Below are 18,772 nucleotides of genomic sequence, written 5' to 3' on the forward strand. Positions count from 1 at the left end.
ATGGACCGGGCTTTTCTTTTGGCTACTCCGCAGACTGAAATATCGTCAACTCACCACCGTAGAGATCACGGTTACTGGCGTTGAACTCGATTTTGACCTGGCAGGCCAATTCCGCCAGATCCAGCACGTGAAATTGATCAAGCTGGTATTGGTTTTCGGCGATCTCCTTCATCTCGAAACCAAACAGCAAATGAATGGCGTCTTCCCGAATCTTGGGATCCTCCGAAGGCGATAGGTAAAATGAACGCTGGGTGGAGTTCTCCGTTTTCGCGCTGTAGCATTTTACTTCGATGTAGAAGGTCTCGCCATCCTTCCGCGCCACCAAGTCCGGATAGCCTGCGCTTTGCCGACGCCCGGACTGCGTGCGCGGCGTATCAACCGTGAAACCTTCTGCCACGAGACGTTCACCCAGCAAATCTTCCACTTGGTTCCCGACCTCATTGACACGCCCCGACTGGATTGGATTAGCCTGCGAATGCCTCAGCACTCCCTCGGCGGCACTACGCAGTGCCGCCAATTGCTGCCCCGACCATGGAACTACCTGATAGCCCGAGATCATCGGGATGAGCTCCGTCATCGGGTATGCGTGATCATTCTGGGTCGCAATCATTGCCGGCAATTGCGCGGTCTCACTTGCCCCGGATTCCGCGTGCGAGAATACCGGCGCAGCCAGCAAACACAACCAGCCAACAAGCGGATAGATCGATGTATCGGGCATCTCCATTTACAAGATGATGCTTGAAACTGCGCGGCATTAATCAATGTTGGAATGCATGCCTGAAGCGAATGAGGACATTGAGCCAGTTTCCACCGATCAGAAGTCTGATCATACCATGGAACAGACGATTATTTTAGGGAAACTCGCGCGTGGGATTGCCCACGACATCAATAACCTCGTAACCAGCATTCAGGGAAATGCCCAATTGGCCGAACGAGCCAAGGACAACCCAAAGGAACTGACGAAATCGCTAAGCAATATACGCTTGGCCTCGCGGCTGATCACGGAGCTAACCGGGCAGATTCAGGCCTTTAGCCGGACGCATCAGATGCCGACCAGTTGCTTCGACCTCAAGGTCGTGGTCGACGAAATCGTGCTGTTAATCGGCTCCACCCTCGCCCCAGGCATCACTCTGCAAACGGAAATCACCAACGAACCGGTTTACGTTGTTGGCGCTTCCAGCCAGCTGGCCCAGGCAGTCATGAATCTCTGCACCAATGCCCTGCAGGCGCTTGGCCAGGAGGAGTCTGGCGAGCTCACGATCAAACTTATCGCGCAAAACGGCAAAGCTTGCATACAAGTTGCCGACAACGGCCACGGCATTGACCAGGATATGCTCGGGCGCATCTTTGATCCCTTTTACACGACCAAACACTTTGGCATGGGCAGCGGGCTCGGCCTCGCCGTCGTCAAGAGCGTGATCGACGCACACAAGGGAGTCATCAAGGTCGAGAGCACCATCAAGCAGGGCGCAAAGTTCGACATCCGCCTCCCACTGGCACCGGCGGATGCGGTCGAGAAGTTCACCGCCGCACCGACTAAAGAATACACTCCCAGCCAACGCACATCCAATGCCTACAAAATCCTGCTGGTCGATGATGAGCCGACGATTCGCAGCCTCGGCGTGGATGTCCTGCACTCGCTCGGATATCGCGTCACCGTAGCCAGCGATGGACGAGAAGCCTTCGAGATCTTCGAACGGAAACCCGAGTATTTCGACATCATCTTGAGCGATTCCCGCATGCCCGAAATGACTGGCCTGGAGCTGGCGGCCGCCGTGCGCAAACACCGCGAGGACATCCCCTTCATCCTGATCACCGCGTTTGACGACACCCGCGAAAACCCGCTCTTTGATCAGCTTTCCATTACCGACATCATTCCCAAGCCTTTTCGGATTGAGCAGCTACAGCGTAGTCTCCGCCAGGCAATGCTCGGCAAGGAAGCTTAGCCGAGTCACCCTAAAAAGCGCTGCATTGCAGCCAGTGTCTCGTCGCTGATGTGGTGCTCCAGCCCCTCGGCATCCGCGTGTGCCTGTTGCTCCGACACACCGAGCTTCAGCAAAAAATCGACCACCAGATTGTGCCGCTTGGCCGCCTCGGTTGCCATTTTCACGCCCTCCTCGGTGAGCTGTAGACCCTCGTCGGACCGATTGAGCAGCCCGCGTTTTTCGAAGCGCTGCAAGGCACGCACGACCGATACGTGCGTCACGCCAAAAATCTCCTGCAGGTCCGTTACCCGCGGCGTTTGCCCAGCTTCTGCCAACTCGTGAATTGCCTCCACGTAGTCTTGCGCCAGCTCATTGGAATGCTGGCGACGCACACGCTGGTGTCGGCGGGCGGGTGAGGCGACGGACTTTTCTGCGGTCATTAACCAAACTAAATGCATAAAAAATCGATTGACAACCCCAATATGTAGCACAGGCTACAACCATCATGTAGCCCGTGCTACATCCAATTCGGGCTGCATGCGATTCTTCATTTATCGACCAATGTAGCCTGTGCTACATCCGCCAGCGATCTTATGAAACGCACCATACCGACAGCCATCATCAGCCTAATCGCCCACGGCCTCCTCGCCCAGAATGCCGACAGCGATGAGCAGCGCCTGTCCAGCACGGTGCTGGACAACGACTGGCTCGGCAGTGGGGCGCTGACCGGCGATTGGGGCGGCCAGCGCGATTCATTGAAAGAGCTTGGCTTGGAGCCCTACCTTGAGCTAACCCCGCAGTTCCTCGCCAATGTCGACGGCGGAGCGGACACCGGATCGGCTTGGGAAGCACTGGTCGACTTGGGTCTCGAAGCCGACATGGAAAAGCTCGTTGGCTGGACTGGCGGCAGCTTTTTCGTCAGCGCCTTCTACTTTCACGGCAACGACCTGAGCAGTGACTACGTGGGCGATTTCAATGCGATTAGCAACCTCTACACCAACACCGACTTCAACCTGTTCAACATTTACGTCGGCCAAAGCCTGCTCGACGACAAGCTATTCATCAAGCTGGGCCAGATCGCGGCGGACGACGACTTTATGGTCGCCGACAGCTCGCTGTTGTTCGTCAACTCCGCCTTTGGCCCGCTGAGCCTGGAGTCCGGCAACATCGCCGCCCCGATCTACCCACTGGCTGCGCCGGGTGCCTTTGTGTCAGTCGAGGCAGTGGAAAATATCCGCTTTCAAACGGCGATCTACGCAGGCGACGCCGGCCCCAACCAATCCAACAACCACGGCTTCAAGTGGCGCACCGGCGGCAGCGTAGGCTGGGCCTGGTTTGCCGAAACCGCGATCGACTACGAGCTGCTGGGCAGCGGCGTCTTCAAGCTCGGCGGCTACTACGCCACCAGCGAGTTTACCGACTTCAACACCGGCGCGACCGAGCGTGGCCTGGGGGCCGTTTATGGCGTGATCGACCACCAATTCCTCAAGCCGCAAGGCGGGCATCCCGGCCTGTCGGTTTTCCTGCGCGGCGGTGCCTCACCCGATGACGACGTTGCCACCGTGACGGCCTATGTCGACGGAGGCTTTGCAATGCAAAGTATCTGCTTCGAGAACGATGCACTCGGCATCGGCTGTTCGCAAACGTGGTTTGGTGATGATTATCTGAACGCCACTCGCGCGGGCGGCACCGCAGTCACGAGCAGTGAGACCATTATCGAGGCCACCTACAGCGTGGCCCTCGCGCAGTGGTGCTCCCTCCAGCCCGATCTGCAATACATCATCAATCCGCACTACAGCCACGACAACGCCCTCGTCCTGGGGGCCCGCTGCGCCATCGTTTTTTAAATCTACGCCATGAGAAAATACATCCTGAAAATTAGCCTACTGTTCGCGGCCTGTTGCGCCGCCCTTACCGCTCAAGCCGAGCCCAAAAGTTACCCGTATGAAATCGTCACCACCGTCGGTATGATCACCGACATCGTGCGCAACGTTGCGGGCGACAAAGCCCGTGTCGAAGGCCTGATCGGCGAAGGCATCGACCCGCACCTCTACAAGCCCACCCGCGCCGACTTGATCGCCCTCAAGCGCGCCGACATCATCTTTTACAACGGCCTGATGCTCGAAGGCAAAATGGCCGACGTTCTGACCAAGCTCGCCCGCCGCGGCCAGCCGGTTTACGCCGTCACCGAGGGGATCGATGATGACAGCGACTATGTCCTCAGCGACGAATCCGAGCACTACGATCCGCATGTGTGGATGGACGTGCGGGGCTGGATTTCCGCAACCTTCGTTGTCGCCAAGTCCTTGTCGGAGTTCGACCCAAAGAACGCCAGCTACTACCAGTCCAACGCGCGCACCTACGCCGCCGAACTGGAGACGCTCGACAACTACGCCCGCGAAGTCATTGCCAGCATCCCCGAGAACCAGCGTTACCTCGTCACCGCGCACGATGCGTTCAATTACCTGGGCCGCGCCTACGGTATCGAAGTGCGCGGCGTTCAGGGGCTCAGCACCGAGTCCGAAGCGGGCGTGCGCGACATCGAGCTGCTGGTCACCTTTCTCGTGGAGAACCAGATTCCCGCCGTGTTCATCGAGTCGTCAGTAAGCGATAAGAACGTCCGCGCCCTCATCGAAGGTGCCAAAGCCAAAGGCCACACGCTCAAGATCGGCGGCGAACTTTTCTCCGACGCCATGGGCCCGGCCGGCACTTATGAGGGCACCTACATCGGCATGATCGACCACAACGCGACCACCATCGCCAACGCCCTCGGCGGCGAAGCCCCCGCCAAGGGCATGAACGGCAAACTCAGCGACGCCCATTGAATGGAGCGGAAAATGCTATAAATTATAAATGACCATGCCCGACTTGATTTTTCATAAAAAGCCGAAGACGACGCTCCCGCTCCGCGAGGACGACCATTCGCCGCGGGCGCCGCTCTCCATCCACGACCTCACCGTGGCCTACCACCGCAAGCCGGTCCTGTGGGACATCGACCTCGACATCCCCGAAGGCAAGCTCGTCGGCATCGTCGGCCCCAATGGTGCCGGCAAGAGCACCCTCATCAAGGCATGCCTCGACCTGACACCCAAGGCATCGGGCGTGGTTCAAATTTACGGCCAACCCTACAAGCGCCAGCGCAGCGTGGTGGGCTACGTGCCGCAACGCGAAAGCGTCGACTGGGACTTCCCCGTCAGCGCGCTGGACGTCGTCACTATGGGCCTTTACCGCGACATCGGTTGGTTTAAAACCGTCCGCAAGCAGCACAAGGACATCGCCCGCGCCGCCCTGGAGCGCGTCGGCGTAGCACACTTGGCCGACCGTCAGATCAACCAGCTTTCCGGCGGCCAGCAGCAGCGCGTTTTCCTCGCCCGTGCACTGGCGCAGGACGCGACCTTGTATTTCATGGACGAGCCCTTTGCAGCCGTCGACGCCGCCACCGAGCGCGCCATCGTCACCTTGCTCAAGGATCTGAAAACACAGGGCAAGACGACGCTCGTCGTGCACCACGACCTGGCAACTGTCACACAATACTTCGACTACGTCATCCTGCTCAACATGCGCGTGGTCGCCGCAGGACCGACGGAAGAAGTCTTCACTGCGGAGAACCTCCACCGCACCTACGGCGGCAAGCTGACCCTGCTCGCCGAGGCTGGCCATGCCCTGAGCCAGATTAAGCGCGGATGACCTCGCCCGCTCAATGATCCCCTTTCCGCTAGCCGAACTTTCCGGCCTCCACGACACTGGCTTCGATTGGCCGACGTGGGAGGTGCTCTGGCGCGTGCTCACCGTGCAGGACCACAACACGCGCATCGTCGTGGTCAGCACCATGATCCTTGGCCTCGCCTCGGGGCTGGTCGGGTGCTTCCTGCTGTTGCGCAAACGCTCGCTCATGGGCGATGCGCTCTCCCACGCCTGCCTGCCCGGCATTGGCATCGCCTTCATCGTGCTCACCGCCATGGGCCTGCCGGGCAAGAGTCTGCCCGCACTCCTCCTCGGGGCGACTGTTACCGGGGTGCTCGGCGTCGTGCTCGTGCTGATGATCCGCAACACCTCCCGCATCAAGGACGACGCCGCAATGGGCATCGTGCTGAGCGTGTTCTTTGGCCTGGGTGCCGTCTTCCTGCAAATGGCGCAGGAAGTCCCGGGCTACAGCGCCGCCGGCTTGGAATCGTTCATCTACGGCAAGACCGCCTCCATGGGCGCGCAGGACGCGTGGCTGCTCGGCGGCGTGGCGGCCGTCGCGCTGCTGTGCTCGCTGCTGCTTTTAAAAGAGCTCACCCTGCTCTGCTTCGATGAAGGCTTTGGCCGTAGCCAAGGCTGGCCCATCCACGGGCTCGACGTGATTCTGCTTGCGCTGGTCACACTGGTCACCGTCGTCGGGCTGCAGGCCGTCGGGCTGATCCTGATCATTGCCTTTTTAATCACACCCGCGGCGGCGGCGCGCTTTTGGACGAATGATCTGCGCACGATGCTGATTCTGTCCGCCGTCATTGGCGGCGTTAGCGGCTGGTGTGGTGCCACGCTGAGTGCCCTGCTGCCGCGCCTGCCGGCCGGCGCGGTGATCGTGCTGGTCGCGGCGGCGATCTTTGTCGTGAGCATGTTCTTTGGCAGCGCACGCGGCGTCACCCGGCGCTGGCTTTCCATGTATCGGCTCAAGCGAAAGATTGGCAGACAGCATCTGCTCCGCGCCGTGTATGAAATCCAGGAATCACTCTGCCTCCAGGAAAGTAAAGAGCCGAGCAACGTCGCCATCCCGATAGAAACGCTCATCCAGCACCGCACCTGGTCGCCCAAAGACGTGCGCAGGCTCCTGCGCCAAGCCGACCGCGAAGACCACATCGACCAACTAGGCGGCCAAACGATCCGCCTGTCCGAGGCCGGCTTTGGCGAGGCCGCGCGCATCACCCGCAACCACCGGCTGTGGGAAATTTTCCTGATCACCCATGCTGACATCGCCGCGAGCCACGTGGACCGCGACGCCGATTCCGTCGAGCATGTGCTGAGCCCAGACATGGTTCGCGAACTCGAGGAAAGACTCGACCTGCTCGGCATCCCCGAGAGCCCCCACCACATTGCCCAGCCCGAAACCGGAGGCCCCGCATGACCTGGATTATCGATGACACCTGGATGGTCATTATCGGCGCACTGGCGGCGATTGCCTGCGCATTGCCAGGCTGCTTCCTGCTGCTGCGCGGCATGAGCATGATGGGCGACGCGATCAGCCACGCCGTCCTGCCCGGCCTCGCGGTCGCGTTCCTCGTCACCGGTGCCCGGGCGAGCTTTACAATGTTTATCGGTGCAGCGGTGGTCGGGGTATTAACTGCGGTCTTCACGCAGTGGATCAGTACCCTCGGCAAAGTCGACCGGGGTGCCTCCATGGGCATCGTGTTCACGACGCTTTTTGCCATGGGCTTACTCCTCATCGTGCAAGCCGCCGACCACGTGGACCTCGATCCGAGCTGCGTACTCTATGGCAACATCGAGTGGACCACACTCGACGTCGCGTGGGAGTTCACCCTCGGCGAGACCCTGATCGAAGTACCCCGCGCCGCTGTCGTGCTGGGAGCCGTGACCTTGCTGAACCTGCTGATCACCATTGCCTTTTTCAAGGAGCTGAAGATCAGCTCTTTCGACCCGGAGCTGGCTACCACACAGGGCATCAACGCGCAGCTGATGCACTACCTGCTGATGACCCAGGTGGCCATTACCACCGTCGCGGCGTTTGAAGTCGTGGGCAGCATCATCGTGATCGCGATGTTGATCACCCCCGCCGCCACCGCACACCTGCTCACCGACCGGCTCGGCCTCATGCTGCTGCTCAGCGCAATCATTGGGGCCTTGTCTGCTGGGATTGGTCACCTGCTGGCCATCGTCCTGCCGCCGTTGATGGGCTACAGCGCCACGACCACCTCGGGCATGATGGCGGTCACCACCGGGCTGTTCTTCATCGCTGCCTGGCTCTTCGCGCCACGCTACGGCTGGATCACCCGCCTGCTCCAGCGCAAGGAAGTCGCCTCACCGTTCTCGGGTTCGCTGCCGAGTGATTAATTGCGAAAAACGCGGTTAATTTTCACGCCAAAGCCTTGCCCCGTAGCCCGGAATCTGGCAGGATTCTCACCGAAGAACTAACTTCGTTAGCAAGGCCCTGATGCCTTGGGTTTCACCTTAAACATACCAACTTCCGGCGCATCAAGTATCGCCGACTGCGGCCCCAAGCGTCGCCGACTGTCACTCGAAGTGTCGCCGACACTCCCATGAAGCGTCGCCGACGCTTCGGCAGACAATACCGGGGGTTAACATCACGAAACCTCCGGGCTTACGCTCTGTTTCCCCAGAGGGATTGTGCGTGAATGCCCGTGCCTAAACGCATGCAACAGCGGTTGAGGCATGAGCATTTCCCATAGGCTACCTGAGGCCAACCGACCTTCAAGTGAATTGAAGTGCCGCTGCCGCCCTACTTCGAATCAACGGCAAATCGCCGTAGCCTTGGAACGCTGGCAGTTGATTTTGCGCCGTCGCCAGATGAACACACCTAACGCTGCGAAACCAAACATTGCCAAGTAAGTCGAGGTTTCCGGAATGGCGGAGGACGACGTAACACTCAAGCTTTGCCCCGGGCCAGCCCCCCATGAAAGCCCACTGAATGGCAAAACATTCATCGTGGTGAGATCGACGTTGGGAAGCACCACAAGACTATTGATCGGCCCGGAAGTAAAGCCATCTGGTACAAAGATAGTAGTCTGAGATAGCGCCTGCTCATAAAAATAAAAGAAAGAATCACTGATACCAGCAGTTCCAACATAACTATAATTATCAACAAATGAAAAGATCGGCAGTGCTATTGGCAAAGTATAGTAATCATCTCCTGGACGGGCCATACCAGCTGCTTGAGCCTCTGCAATGGAATTTGTAAATGCACCAGTAGGCGAGCCGCCATAGTTGTCATCGACGAGCGTCAATCCGGTCACGTCAAGCGTGCCAGTAGCGGTGATGTGAACATCCGGCCCAACTTGGGAAAAGTCCAAGGTAAGCGCCCCGAATGCGCATGTTGAAAAGGAAGTGATGCCCAGAGTGAGTAGTAATAGCTTCTTCATCGTGTTTTGATCCTAAGGAGCAAAAAGCAGGCCCAAAGACTTCCAGTCAATGAATTAATATACTCTCTCGTCGCAAAGCATTAGAACCTACGCCAACCACCGCCAAATGGATATGATTCACCGACTTCTCAAATGACCGTCGCCCGTGAAACACCTGCCCCGCGTCGCAACTTGCCCACTTCGGCGTCACCAACACCCCATTAACCGCATCCCTGGAGAACCCACAAGACGGTGTTGCATTCCTGGCCTGATGGTGCCTCAGTAGGCGGCATGCGTATCGGTCTCTTTGGCGGCAGTTTTGATCCCATCCATCATGGGCACCTGCTGCATGCCCAGGATGCGCTGGACCTCGCCCAACTGGACCGCATCGCATTTGTGCCCGCCGCGCAGGCACCGCTCAAGTCCAACGGTGCCCCCGGAGCCAATGCAGCAGACCGCCTGAAAATGATCGAGCTCGCCATCGCCGCGCAACCAGCGTTTGCCGTCCTGGGCGACGAGATCGAGCGCGGCGGTGTCAGCTACACCATCGACACCGTGCGCCGGCTAAAAGCACGTTGGCCTGACGACCAGCTATTTTGGATCATCGGTGCCGATCAGGTTGCGCAGCTCGATCAATGGCGCGACATCGACGAGCTGCTTTCGCTGGCGACATTTCTTTGCTTGCGGCGCCCCGGTTTTAACGCCGAAATCCCCGCCAGCATCCCCACCGACGCCATCCAATGGATCAGCGCCCGTCAACTGGAGCTGAGCTCGACCGAAATACGCGAACGCGCCGCCTCCGGAGCCTCGGTTGACTTTTTCTTGCCGCCCGCGGTGGCAGATTATATGACTACCAAACAACTTTATTGCCGATAAAACGAAAATTTATGCCGACCACCGATACGACGAAGCAGAAGCCTGAACCACGCGCCCTGATGGCGCTTTGCTGTGAGGCCCTGGACGACAAAAAAGCCATCGACCTGAAAATCCTCGACGTGCGCGGCATCTCGACGGTCACCGACTACCTGGTGCTGGCTTCCGGCAATTCCCAGCCACACCTGAAGGCCTTGCGCGGCGCAGTCGAGCGCACCCTGAAGGACGCCAAAAGCCACGTGGTTGGTGCCGAAACCGGCGATGACAGCGGCTGGCAGGTCGTCGACGCCTTCGACTTCATGGTCCACATTTTCACGCCCGAAATGCGCGATAACTACCGCCTGGAACAGCTCTGGAAGGACTCCGTCAAGATCGACCCCGCCGAGCTCAATCAGCCCGAGCAACCAGCGGCCGACTCTCAATAAATTTTCTAAGCGCAAAGCCATTTTTTGCCCTTGACGATTGCTCCGCCTCCGTCATTTTTATGCGCTTTGCTTAAGGGGCCGTAGCTCAGTTGGAAGAGCGCTTGCATGGCATGCAAGAGGTCGTCGGTTCGATCCCGATCGGCTCCACCATTTTAAGCCACTGATTACGGATAAAATTTAATGTGTTGTTTTTATCCAAAAATTCAATGCCTGGCGCTGAGGTAAGAGCTCTAACGCTACGCAACATCTGATTCAGGTGAGCGATTTAACCTCATGTCGCGATTTTGGTTGTGAAAGCCAATCATTGGCCTTTCACTAAACCATGACATTATTTATTAAAGGGCGTGTTTGAGCGCCCGCATTGGTCGACAAAGGATCGCTTCCCAGGGAAACTATCTGCCGTGGATGTGTGGCATTGAGACCTTTAGCCGCAGCCATTATCGGTCAATCGCAAACGCCTTGCCCAAAGCCGATTGCTGCGTCGGCGCAGTTACGGAGAAAACTCCTAGCGATGACTACACGGATGAGGTTCGTTTTCAGATTCAAGAAAAAGACCTTCGCGCCTATCGTCGAACCGCAGACTTACTGAATATCAGAAACACAGATGTTCTTTGCGTTCAGCACGGATTGGGAATCCGGCAAGGAGCAATTTCGGATCTGTGTATCTAATCCTAGGTGTGACGCATCCCAACCCCTTGGCCAGTGATGGCGAATGCAACCGACTCGAATAAATCACCTTAACGGAAAAAAGTAGCCAATCCATTTTCGGTTCGAGGATTAACCTTGGAACCATAAATCCAAAAATCACTGTAGACATGGGCGATAAATCACCAAAATCAAAACAGAAGAATCAAAACCAAAAGCAGGGCAAAGATGCGGCTATTGCCAAAGAAAAACAGCGTATCATCGATAGCAAAAAAGCCCCTGCGATTACCCCAAAAAAGAAATAATGGAAACTAGACGCCATCCTGCCGGTATCCGAAACCATAATTGATATCCTGATTGTACGTCATCGTTTTTGCGGGCCGACGAATCTCATCGGTCCCGCATAACCGCTTGGTTAGATCGATCGGGTCACCTACTTTAACTTGGCTTGGATCAATCTGGTATGACCAGACATTAAACTGCGTCAGGTTGACGGCACCATACAACGTAGAGAACGCGCAGTTGACCGCATCGTATCCCGCACAAATTCGCACACGGCCCGTACGCGGCCCAAGGAAACGGGCATCAAAGGTCTGCCAGCGTCCTCCCATATACACTTCCAGATAGGCATGGAAGTCCATTGGCGTGCCTGGGTCGATGCAGCCAATATCCGGCACAAAGCCGCTAACATATCGGGCGGGCAAATTAAAAGTGCGGCAGAGCGCCACTGCGCAATGCGCCAAGTCGCGGCACACGCCGAAGCCACGCTGGATGACGTCGTATGCCGATATATTCGGACTGCCAGAGCCGGTTCGATATTCGATATTCTGGTTGATCCAATAACAGATTGCATTGATGCGGGCGAGCCCGTGCGGCACATGTCCAAACTGCTGCCATGCAAAATTCATTAGCTTGTCCGAATCACAATAGCGGCTCGGCATCGTGTAGCGTAAGACTGAAGCTGGAAGAAGATGCGGGGGATAGGGATCATCGACCCAGGCAAAATCTTCACGAAAACCAGGAACGGTGGCGATTGCATCATAACGGAGCGTATTGGTGCCCGGTTGTAAGATGATGCGATAGACAATGTTCTCATGGTCGTCTTCAAATTCAGTGGCTTGCAGGATTGGTTCGAAAGTCGTGCTTTCCTGGCGAATCGCCTGGTGCGCAGCTTGGCGTGGTTTTATCGTGATCAGCGCCGGAGTCGGAACGCTGGCTTCGTAGACGATTTCGCAACCGATACGAACCGATAAATCGAGATCGGGCCGATGAATGCTTGGTAATATTTCCATGTGCTAAGAGGATTGTGAATATGTCATCCTCTTGAAACGACATGGGTGATTTCCCTGCGACCCGGATTAGCGTCGACTGCCTGTTGCGTTCGGATAAAAGATATGGAATGAGCGTGACAGCATTCAGGACAGCAAGCGAGCGGCATTTAGCCGAGACACTGGAATTTCTTCGACGAATGATGGACATCAACAGTCTCACAACGAATATTTCTGGCGTGCAAGCAGTCGGCGAATGCATGGCTGAACACTTTACAACGTTCGGCTTCATTCCAGAATTTATCCCAACAAAGAATCCTGAGCATGGGAGTCATCTGGTGCTACGGCGTCCAGTGGCTCCACAGGCACCCACCATCGCGTTGCTTACCCATTTGGATACCGTGTTTTCAGAATCTGAAGAGCGGGAAAATAACTTTTCCTGGCGCGTGGAAGGAGACCGGATTTACGGACCCGGAGCGAATGATATCAAGGGAGGTACGGCGGCTATTTATCTGCTACTGAAAGTCCTGCGCGAGGAGGCAGCATCATTGTTCGAAAGCGTTAACTGGATGGTTCTCGCCAATGCCTGTGAAGAAGTGGACTCCGATGATTTCGGCGAAACGTGTCAAAGACTCCTGCCAGCGAATACGCGCGCCTGCTTGATTTTTGAGGCTGACGGCGGCTCACCCGCGCAGCCACTACTAGTGGACGCGCGAAAAGGACGCGCGGTCATTCGTATCGATGTTGAAGGCCGTAGTGCACACGCCGGCTCCGCGCATCAACAGGGAGCAAACGCTATTGTTGCCCTTGCCGAGATCGTTCAGGAAGTGTCCCAACTGACTAATTATGCCGCCAACTTAACGGTGAATGTTGGCGTGATCGAAGGCGGCACAGTCACCAATCGAGTGCCACACCATGCGAGCGCACAGTTGGAAATACGCGCCTTTGAAAATGACATCTTTGATGAGGCATTAGCCAAGATTCTTGCTTTGGAAAGTACTCGTGATGGAAGCCGTATTTCCACACACTTACTGAGCGTAGATCCGCCTTGGCCGCCCAATCCGAAGTCGCAGGAATTGCTTAAGGTTTGGCAGACAGCAGGGGCTGAGCTTGGAGTGCCAGTTGCGTCCATGACACGGGGCGGATTAAGCGACGGCAATGTTCTCTGGCAACATTTTCCGACGCTTGATGGCCTCGGACCATGTGGCGAAAATTGTCATTGCTCCGTTCGCTCGTCTGATGGCGAGAAAGACCAAGAGTGGGTAGATGCTAAATCATTCGTCTCCAAGACTGCACTCAATGCACTGGCGCTATCAAACCTAGTAGCAGTAGGATTTCGTTCTGAAATGACCAAGACTCAAGTCTAAGGTGAGGTTCTTTTCCAGACACTACCTAGGACAAAGAAACGGTGTCTCGGCCTTCGATCAGAGACTTTTCCATCGTGCCCTGAAAATTCATTTTTTGGGCAATGGTAATGTATATGCCCGCAGAAATCCTGGAGTAGGCGTTGAGGATATCATCAGCGTTCCCGGTATTGGGCGTGATGCGGAAACCATGCGCCATGTTGTTGCGAAAATCATGGGAACTGCGCCAGACATCTGCAAAGCAGTTATTCCAATCGAGGCCAATTGCGACGATGGCCGCTTGCCACCCCTCCGCTGTCCCCAATTTCGGTGATCCATCTCCCCATGTTTGTCCGCTGTATGGAGCAAGTAAACCTTCCAGGATGCTGCATAAACTGAGAATGCTCACTTCGTGCGCCATGTTTTCCCGACATGCTTCTCGCATTAGCCATAGTGCACGCGAACAGGCTTGAGCATCCTCTGAGTCGGAGGAGAAGAATTCTACGGCACAGTTAAAAAGATGTCGACCATCTTCCAGGCGGTGCAGGCGTCCACTCGACATGGGTGCCAAGGGGTTTCTGTTGAGTTCGCCACGGGGCGCGCACCAACGCTCCACCAATCTTCCCTCAATGCGTTCTTGTCGATAAAAGAGATGTGGATGGCACCCATGGGTGAATGCAATTGCGTCAAGGATACCATCGAAGACTTTGCCGGGCACCGGATCGCCTTCCCGTATACACTTTCGATAATACACCCATAGATCTTCATCTTTGGCTTCGAGGCAAAATTCCCCACCAAGGAGCTCGCCAGTAAAGCAATTGAGGACGCCGTGACTGAGCTCTCCCCGAAAGGGATGCGTGGTTACGGTATCAACGCCACGATTAGCAATTTTAAGTTTCACCCTTGGTAGAATTCCAAAGAGCACGTGCTCGCCTCTGAGGCCCCTTTCCTCTTCAGATGACTCTATGCCAGAAACGTCTTCATCATTAGCATGGCGGCGCATCTGGTTGATTTGCTGATATGTCTGATCGTCAAAGCCAGTTGGAAGTACGTTTATCCGCTTAAAACGTAGACGAAGCGTACTCGTAAAGGTGTTCGTGGTCCTTTCCGAGGGCAATGGCACAATGCCGTCCAGTTGAAGCTCCAGCCCATCATCAGTGATGGCCTTTGCCCAGATGATATCAGTTTGGGCTAATCTGACAGGAGTTCCCTCACGGCTTTGGAATAGATCATCGATTTCCGGCGGAAGAGCGTTCCCCTGGCGCTGGTAGACCTTGAGGTAGATGCCTGCATTTCCGATCTCGATGGTTGATGCCATATTCATGGCAATTTGTGAGCCTGAGCCGACATGAATCTCCAAATCGTGCAGATTCAATTCAGCAGAATCGTTTCGGATCTTCGATAGAAGCTCTTCGATAAATTGATTCTCAATCATTGCATGCCTGCGCTTGCTCTATACGAGTTTAGGCTGGGATCATGCGTTGGCCTTCGACATCCCAGACAGTAAGGCGAAGACAGGACCAAATATCGAACGGACGAAGACTTGAGCTTTTAGGATTTCGAAGTTCCGGAATTGCGCGCATTGCTTCGGGCAATCGATAGAAAGGAATCCTGGAGTTCAAGTGATGAATATGGTGGTAGCCGATGTTGGCGGTAAACCAATGCATGATCATAGGCATTCTCAGAAAGCTGGACGAATCCAAGGCGGCTCCCTCGTAGGTCCAGCCTTTCGAATCACGAAAAATCACTCCCGGGAAATTATGCTGCACGTAAAATAGATAGGTGCCTAAAGCCATAGCCAAAGAGTAAGGTAGAAGCAGAGTAAAGAATAGCGCGGAAAAGCCGCCGAAAATGTATAAAGTCGCTGCAAATGCAAGATGCAGCACCACTGCCAAAAACCCATCCAGATTCTTTCTTGGATTCTCCATGAAGGATGAAACTGACATGCCAATTAAGAACACGGTTATATAGCCAAACATCATGGTCAGCGGGTGCCGCATGAATCGATACTTAAACCGTACAGAGAAACTGGCTTTCGCGTAATGCTGACGCGTCATGATGGGAAAAGAGCCAATCCGGGCACAAAGCAGCTTGGAGTTATGGTTATGGTGGTAGTTGTGCGAGCTTTTCCAGATGCTGCTTGGAGTCAGCGCCAGGATGCCAATGAAACGCATCAGAAAATCTGCGATAAATGAGTTATCCAAAATCGCGTGATGTTGGTGATCGTGAAAGATGACAAACGTGCGCACCATCAGCAAACTGCATAAGATGCTGCAAGCCAGCCGCAGAGGCCATACCCACGGAGCTAAAGTCCCCAGGAAGGCGACGCCAAATAAAGCAAGCGTGAATAACACTTCCCACCAGCTGCGCACGCGGTTTTCGCACGCGAATGCCTTGGTCGCCAATATCAGTTCTTTGCCAGTGCGTGGCGATTCCTCAAGACCGCCACCGGAACATTCCGGTGACGGCTTCGAAGTGTTTTCTCTTTGCGGGTTAGTAGCGATCACGACCGCGATGTCCTCCTCCGCCGCTATTACGGCTGAAGTTGCCACCGCCTTGACGTGGGCCTTGGGATTCACGTTCTCGCGCTTGGTTAACCTTCATCTCACGACCGCCGAGTTCCTGCCCATCCAGTGCCTTAATGGCGGCCTGCGCTTCATTGAAATCGTCCATAGTGACAAATGCGATGCCGCGCGATCGGCCAGTGTCACGGTCGAGCACAAGCTTGACCCTGCTAACACCGCCATGAGCAGCAAATGCCTCTTCAATAGCGCTTTCATTTACTTCATAAGACAGATTGCCTACGAAAATATCCATTATCTCTTACTTTCTGTGTCATTTGTTACTGATACGACATAACCAGGCCAAATGACAGAATGCCCGGGTTTGTTTTCCAGAGGAAAGTTGATCCTCGGGCTTAAAAATTTACCTCACAAGGTTATCCGATCCCGGATAAGCCGGCGTGAGTGAAGTTACATATTAGATGGCATTTTGCCGTGTTCGATGAGCTAGATTACCCTGGCAAAACTTTCATCGATTCTAGGCCGGTCAGGGATGGTTACCGCACATTTTCTTATTGACCGGCTTCCTGCAGTATTCACTGCGTTACAGTTAATAGCCTTGCAGGGATAGACCAGAAAGCAAGCAATTAGTTCCTGCTGTTCTAAGCATATATCCCACGGGTCGGGCCTAAGCCCCTCCATCCGGCTCGTGGAAAACCTGCTCTCAAGCGTGCATATCTCCCGATGAAGATCCATCAACGGAGGATTCAAAAGAATAGCCGCTGACAAAGCGTAACACCAGTCCCAGCGTGCGCGCGCATTCCGCTATGAACACTGCATAATCCAGGCAATGCCTGAGCTCAAACCAATGGTTGTCAGCGAGAGCAATACACCCGGGTCATCTCGACGCTGATAGTGGAGAGACCAGTAAATGCTTGGCTAAGTCCCATTAACCAGCGAACGCGATCTTGTGACTGATTGGTGTGTCGTTGATCAATCCAATTGCGGATGGCGTTCTGTAAAGGCAGTCCCGGAGAGGTTTGGAATATTGACAGTTTAAAGCGATAAAGCAGTTCATAGGTAAAAAGTAAAAGACCTAGCCGTAGCGCGACTGAGAAAGCCGAATGATGGGCTATCGGCTGTGGTCGCGAGATAGTCCGAGCGGATATCCAAGCATGCTGAGGCGACAGAATATTGGGCGCACTCTGGCAGGTCATCAAAGTCATCTTCCATTTATCTACCAGCCCACCGGAAGGAGCTGGGTAGATGACGGTTTTACCTCCTCAGGAGAAACACCATTCCTAGCCTAAACCGGCATCGAGAATCTCGTTAAAGTTTCACCCAAGTGTATGAAAACTCACGACAAGCGTTCTCGTCTGGGTTAAACACGATATTCCAATAGAGTGCTTCACTTTCTCTTGGCCCATGCACGGTATCCACCTTCCAATCAGGATGTTCTTCAACCGGAAAGAAATTACACCAAATCACCCGCCTGTCGCCATAACCCACACCTTGGAATTGTACGGCAAACTCATCCATGTGCTCCTTAATATACTTAACTTTCATCGCATTCGAAAACCGAACGCTCGCCATTGGCTCTTCCAAACTAGCATCGAGATATTCGTATATGGCAACCAACGCTAAATCCGTTTGTTCTTCACTCGGAGTCCAAGTCGGTCGATTGTAAACACTGCTGCTAAGAATTACCTGCCTGCTCTTGGGAATAGGTTCGCTGCTTGGGGCCGTTTGAGCCACTAACCCGTTAAAAGTTACGCACAACAGTAATGCAACTAGACGAACTTTGCTGCTTTTCAGAAAACTAGGGAAATTGGAGCTAATCATACTTCCTCCCCTCAAGGTAGGCAGTGATTTTCACCTTCAACTGATCTAAATTCAGATCAGATAATCTCGGCTTGGCGGATCCCGAGTGTGATTCATAATACCGATAATCGGCTCCTGAGCCAATGGCTATCCAGCCCGCATTTCTTATGGTACTCCGTTTCCTCAATTTCTTGAAAAAGCCTCGGGAAGGAAGAATATCCAGAGCCACAATAACCTTTATGTACCTCCCGAGGGACAACGATGAGGCCTGTTCAAAATTAATCATTTCACAATATAATTGTGCACCCTTATCTGGGTACGGATGTCATTGTGTTAATACAGCAAATTAGAACAATGACTTGTGAAATCTAATCGACTAAAAGTGGGTTACTAATTTTTAGATGTTTGCCTCTTTATTCACTGTATATTTGAAGGAATCGCCATTGTCGAAGTAATTCGACGAAAGACTCAAACCCCCAGGCCTGCTGCAATTGGTAGAATAGATTCAACTTTCGAGAGTTGCTCGATGGCTTTACCCCATGCCTACAGTGCCATAATGTGCCTGTCCGGTAATGATAGAGCGGCTGGATCTCGGTTTCTGTGGATTACCAACTGGACCTAAATGTTGAGCATTGGGGATTAGTTTGGTAATTCCGAGCCGCTGACCACCAATATCGGGAAAAACGCTTACAAAACAAAAAATACATCCCATAAGCCATTGACCTACAATCAGTCTCGCGATCCCGATCGGTTCCAGCAGAACTTTTCTAAGCCATCCCAGTTGGGAGGACTTTATTGACGACTAAATTTTATTCGATCTGCGACGTTAGGCACACTCAGGAAGAAGTTGATCTGCAATCAAGGTCAATCGGATGCAGCGGGAAGTTTTCAAATT

18 protein-coding genes and 1 tRNA gene are annotated in these 18,772 nt (G+C 54.6%); 11 read left to right on the top strand and 8 right to left on the bottom strand.

Annotated features, from left to right (window positions below):
* Positions 1-22: 22 nt before the first annotated feature.
* Positions 23-718, bottom strand: a complete 696-nt coding sequence (locus O3S85_RS11760) for a PDDEXK family nuclease (RefSeq protein WP_269540571.1) — start codon at positions 716-718, stop codon at positions 23-25.
* Positions 719-773: 55 nt separating this feature from the next.
* Between O3S85_RS11760 and O3S85_RS11765 the strand changes: the two genes are divergently transcribed.
* Complete coding sequence (locus O3S85_RS11765; protein WP_269540572.1) at positions 774-1,946, top strand: hybrid sensor histidine kinase/response regulator; 1,173 nt, start codon at positions 774-776, stop codon at positions 1,944-1,946.
* A gap of 5 nt (positions 1,947-1,951) precedes the next feature.
* Here O3S85_RS11765 and O3S85_RS11770 read toward each other — a convergent pair whose 3' ends face one another.
* Positions 1,952-2,365, bottom strand: a complete 414-nt coding sequence (locus O3S85_RS11770) for a metal-dependent transcriptional regulator (protein ID WP_269540573.1) — start codon at positions 2,363-2,365, stop codon at positions 1,952-1,954.
* A gap of 153 nt (positions 2,366-2,518) precedes the next feature.
* On the opposite strand from O3S85_RS11770, the gene O3S85_RS11775 reads away from it, so the two are divergent.
* The 5 genes from O3S85_RS11775 to O3S85_RS11795 are packed head-to-tail and all read left to right on the top strand — an operon-like array spanning position 2,519 to position 7,976.
* Positions 2,519-3,772 carry a carbohydrate porin gene (locus O3S85_RS11775; protein WP_269540574.1) on the top strand — a complete coding sequence of 418 codons (1,254 nt, stop codon included), beginning with the start codon at positions 2,519-2,521 and terminating at the stop codon, positions 3,770-3,772.
* A 9-nt stretch (positions 3,773-3,781) separates the two neighbouring features.
* A complete protein-coding gene (locus O3S85_RS11780) occupies positions 3,782-4,750 on the top strand; it encodes a metal ABC transporter solute-binding protein, Zn/Mn family (RefSeq protein WP_269540575.1) in 969 nt (322 codons plus the stop codon).
* Positions 4,751-4,784: 34 nt separating this feature from the next.
* Entirely contained in the window at positions 4,785-5,612 is an 828-nt protein-coding gene (locus tag O3S85_RS11785) for a metal ABC transporter ATP-binding protein (protein WP_269540577.1), read from the top strand.
* 13 nt (positions 5,613-5,625) lie between these two features.
* The gene (locus tag O3S85_RS11790; RefSeq protein WP_269540578.1) at positions 5,626-7,032 is read left to right on the top strand and encodes a metal ABC transporter permease; all 1,407 of its coding nucleotides are present in this window, start codon (positions 5,626-5,628) and stop codon (positions 7,030-7,032) included.
* A complete protein-coding gene (locus O3S85_RS11795; protein ID WP_269540579.1) occupies positions 7,029-7,976 on the top strand; it encodes a metal ABC transporter permease in 948 nt (315 codons plus the stop codon). Before O3S85_RS11790 ends, O3S85_RS11795 begins: the two co-directional genes overlap by 4 nt.
* A gap of 416 nt (positions 7,977-8,392) precedes the next feature.
* Here O3S85_RS11795 and O3S85_RS11800 read toward each other — a convergent pair whose 3' ends face one another.
* Positions 8,393-9,022 carry a hypothetical protein gene (locus tag O3S85_RS11800; protein ID WP_269540580.1) on the bottom strand — a complete coding sequence of 210 codons (630 nt, stop codon included), beginning with the start codon at positions 9,020-9,022 and terminating at the stop codon, positions 8,393-8,395.
* Between the two features lie 231 nt (positions 9,023-9,253).
* On the opposite strand from O3S85_RS11800, the gene nadD reads away from it, so the two are divergent.
* The 4 genes from nadD to O3S85_RS11820 all read left to right on the top strand — a co-directional run bounded on the left by nadD (position 9,254) and on the right by O3S85_RS11820 (position 11,249).
* The gene (nadD, locus tag O3S85_RS11805; protein ID WP_269540581.1) at positions 9,254-9,877 is read left to right on the top strand and encodes a nicotinate-nucleotide adenylyltransferase; all 624 of its coding nucleotides are present in this window, start codon (positions 9,254-9,256) and stop codon (positions 9,875-9,877) included.
* Between the two features lie 11 nt (positions 9,878-9,888).
* Positions 9,889-10,299, top strand: a complete 411-nt coding sequence (gene rsfS, locus O3S85_RS11810) for a ribosome silencing factor (RefSeq protein WP_269540582.1) — start codon at positions 9,889-9,891, stop codon at positions 10,297-10,299.
* A gap of 74 nt (positions 10,300-10,373) precedes the next feature.
* Positions 10,374-10,449 (top strand) — tRNA-Ala (locus O3S85_RS11815).
* Between the two features lie 665 nt (positions 10,450-11,114).
* The gene (locus O3S85_RS11820) at positions 11,115-11,249 is read left to right on the top strand and encodes a hypothetical protein (protein WP_269540583.1); all 135 of its coding nucleotides are present in this window, start codon (positions 11,115-11,117) and stop codon (positions 11,247-11,249) included.
* A 6-nt stretch (positions 11,250-11,255) separates the two neighbouring features.
* Here O3S85_RS11820 and O3S85_RS11825 read toward each other — a convergent pair whose 3' ends face one another.
* Positions 11,256-12,236: a transglutaminase-like domain-containing protein gene (locus tag O3S85_RS11825; protein WP_269540584.1), complete on the bottom strand. Its 981-nt coding sequence runs from the start codon at positions 12,234-12,236 to the stop codon at positions 11,256-11,258.
* Between the two features lie 41 nt (positions 12,237-12,277).
* Between O3S85_RS11825 and O3S85_RS11830 the strand changes: the two genes are divergently transcribed.
* A complete protein-coding gene (locus tag O3S85_RS11830) occupies positions 12,278-13,579 on the top strand; it encodes a M20/M25/M40 family metallo-hydrolase (protein ID WP_269540585.1) in 1,302 nt (433 codons plus the stop codon).
* A gap of 25 nt (positions 13,580-13,604) precedes the next feature.
* Here O3S85_RS11830 and O3S85_RS11835 read toward each other — a convergent pair whose 3' ends face one another.
* From O3S85_RS11835 to O3S85_RS11850, 4 genes are all read right to left on the bottom strand, one after another.
* The gene (locus O3S85_RS11835) at positions 13,605-14,990 is read right to left on the bottom strand and encodes a hypothetical protein (protein WP_269540586.1); all 1,386 of its coding nucleotides are present in this window, start codon (positions 14,988-14,990) and stop codon (positions 13,605-13,607) included.
* Positions 14,991-15,018: 28 nt separating this feature from the next.
* Positions 15,019-16,134, bottom strand: coding sequence for a fatty acid desaturase family protein (locus O3S85_RS11840; RefSeq protein WP_269540587.1), 1,116 nt, complete (start codon positions 16,132-16,134; stop codon positions 15,019-15,021).
* Positions 16,049-16,372 (bottom strand): RNA recognition motif domain-containing protein, encoded by a 324-nt coding sequence (locus O3S85_RS11845; RefSeq protein ID WP_269540588.1) that lies wholly within the window; start codon positions 16,370-16,372, stop codon positions 16,049-16,051. Before O3S85_RS11845 ends, O3S85_RS11840 begins: the two co-directional genes overlap by 86 nt.
* Before the next feature lie 1,013 nt (positions 16,373-17,385).
* The gene (locus O3S85_RS11850; RefSeq protein ID WP_269540589.1) at positions 17,386-17,898 is read right to left on the bottom strand and encodes a hypothetical protein; all 513 of its coding nucleotides are present in this window, start codon (positions 17,896-17,898) and stop codon (positions 17,386-17,388) included.
* Positions 17,899-18,772: the final 874 nt, after the last annotated feature.

It is taken from the genome of Cerasicoccus sp. TK19100 (assembly GCF_027257155.1).
Lineage (GTDB): Bacteria > Verrucomicrobiota > Verrucomicrobiia > Opitutales > Cerasicoccaceae > Cerasicoccus > Cerasicoccus fimbriatus.

Coding starts and splice junctions, on each gene's coding strand:
- O3S85_RS11760 (WP_269540571.1), bottom strand. CDS start 718: ATGCCCGATACATCGATCTATCCGCTTGTTGGCTGGTTGTGTTTGCTG.
- O3S85_RS11765 (WP_269540572.1), top strand. CDS start 774: ATGCCTGAAGCGAATGAGGACATTGAGCCAGTTTCCACCGATCAGAAG.
- O3S85_RS11770 (WP_269540573.1), bottom strand. CDS start 2,365: ATGACCGCAGAAAAGTCCGTCGCCTCACCCGCCCGCCGACACCAGCGT.
- O3S85_RS11775 (WP_269540574.1), top strand. CDS start 2,519: ATGAAACGCACCATACCGACAGCCATCATCAGCCTAATCGCCCACGGC.
- O3S85_RS11780 (WP_269540575.1), top strand. CDS start 3,782: ATGAGAAAATACATCCTGAAAATTAGCCTACTGTTCGCGGCCTGTTGC.
- O3S85_RS11785 (WP_269540577.1), top strand. CDS start 4,785: ATGCCCGACTTGATTTTTCATAAAAAGCCGAAGACGACGCTCCCGCTC.
- O3S85_RS11790 (WP_269540578.1), top strand. CDS start 5,626: ATGATCCCCTTTCCGCTAGCCGAACTTTCCGGCCTCCACGACACTGGC.
- O3S85_RS11795 (WP_269540579.1), top strand. CDS start 7,029: ATGACCTGGATTATCGATGACACCTGGATGGTCATTATCGGCGCACTG.
- O3S85_RS11800 (WP_269540580.1), bottom strand. CDS start 9,022: ATGAAGAAGCTATTACTACTCACTCTGGGCATCACTTCCTTTTCAACA.
- rsfS (WP_269540582.1), top strand. CDS start 9,889: ATGCCGACCACCGATACGACGAAGCAGAAGCCTGAACCACGCGCCCTG.
- O3S85_RS11820 (WP_269540583.1), top strand. CDS start 11,115: ATGGGCGATAAATCACCAAAATCAAAACAGAAGAATCAAAACCAAAAG.
- O3S85_RS11825 (WP_269540584.1), bottom strand. CDS start 12,236: ATGGAAATATTACCAAGCATTCATCGGCCCGATCTCGATTTATCGGTT.
- O3S85_RS11830 (WP_269540585.1), top strand. CDS start 12,278: ATGGGTGATTTCCCTGCGACCCGGATTAGCGTCGACTGCCTGTTGCGT.
- O3S85_RS11835 (WP_269540586.1), bottom strand. CDS start 14,990: ATGATTGAGAATCAATTTATCGAAGAGCTTCTATCGAAGATCCGAAAC.
- O3S85_RS11845 (WP_269540588.1), bottom strand. CDS start 16,372: ATGGATATTTTCGTAGGCAATCTGTCTTATGAAGTAAATGAAAGCGCT.
- O3S85_RS11850 (WP_269540589.1), bottom strand. CDS start 17,898: ATGATTAGCTCCAATTTCCCTAGTTTTCTGAAAAGCAGCAAAGTTCGT.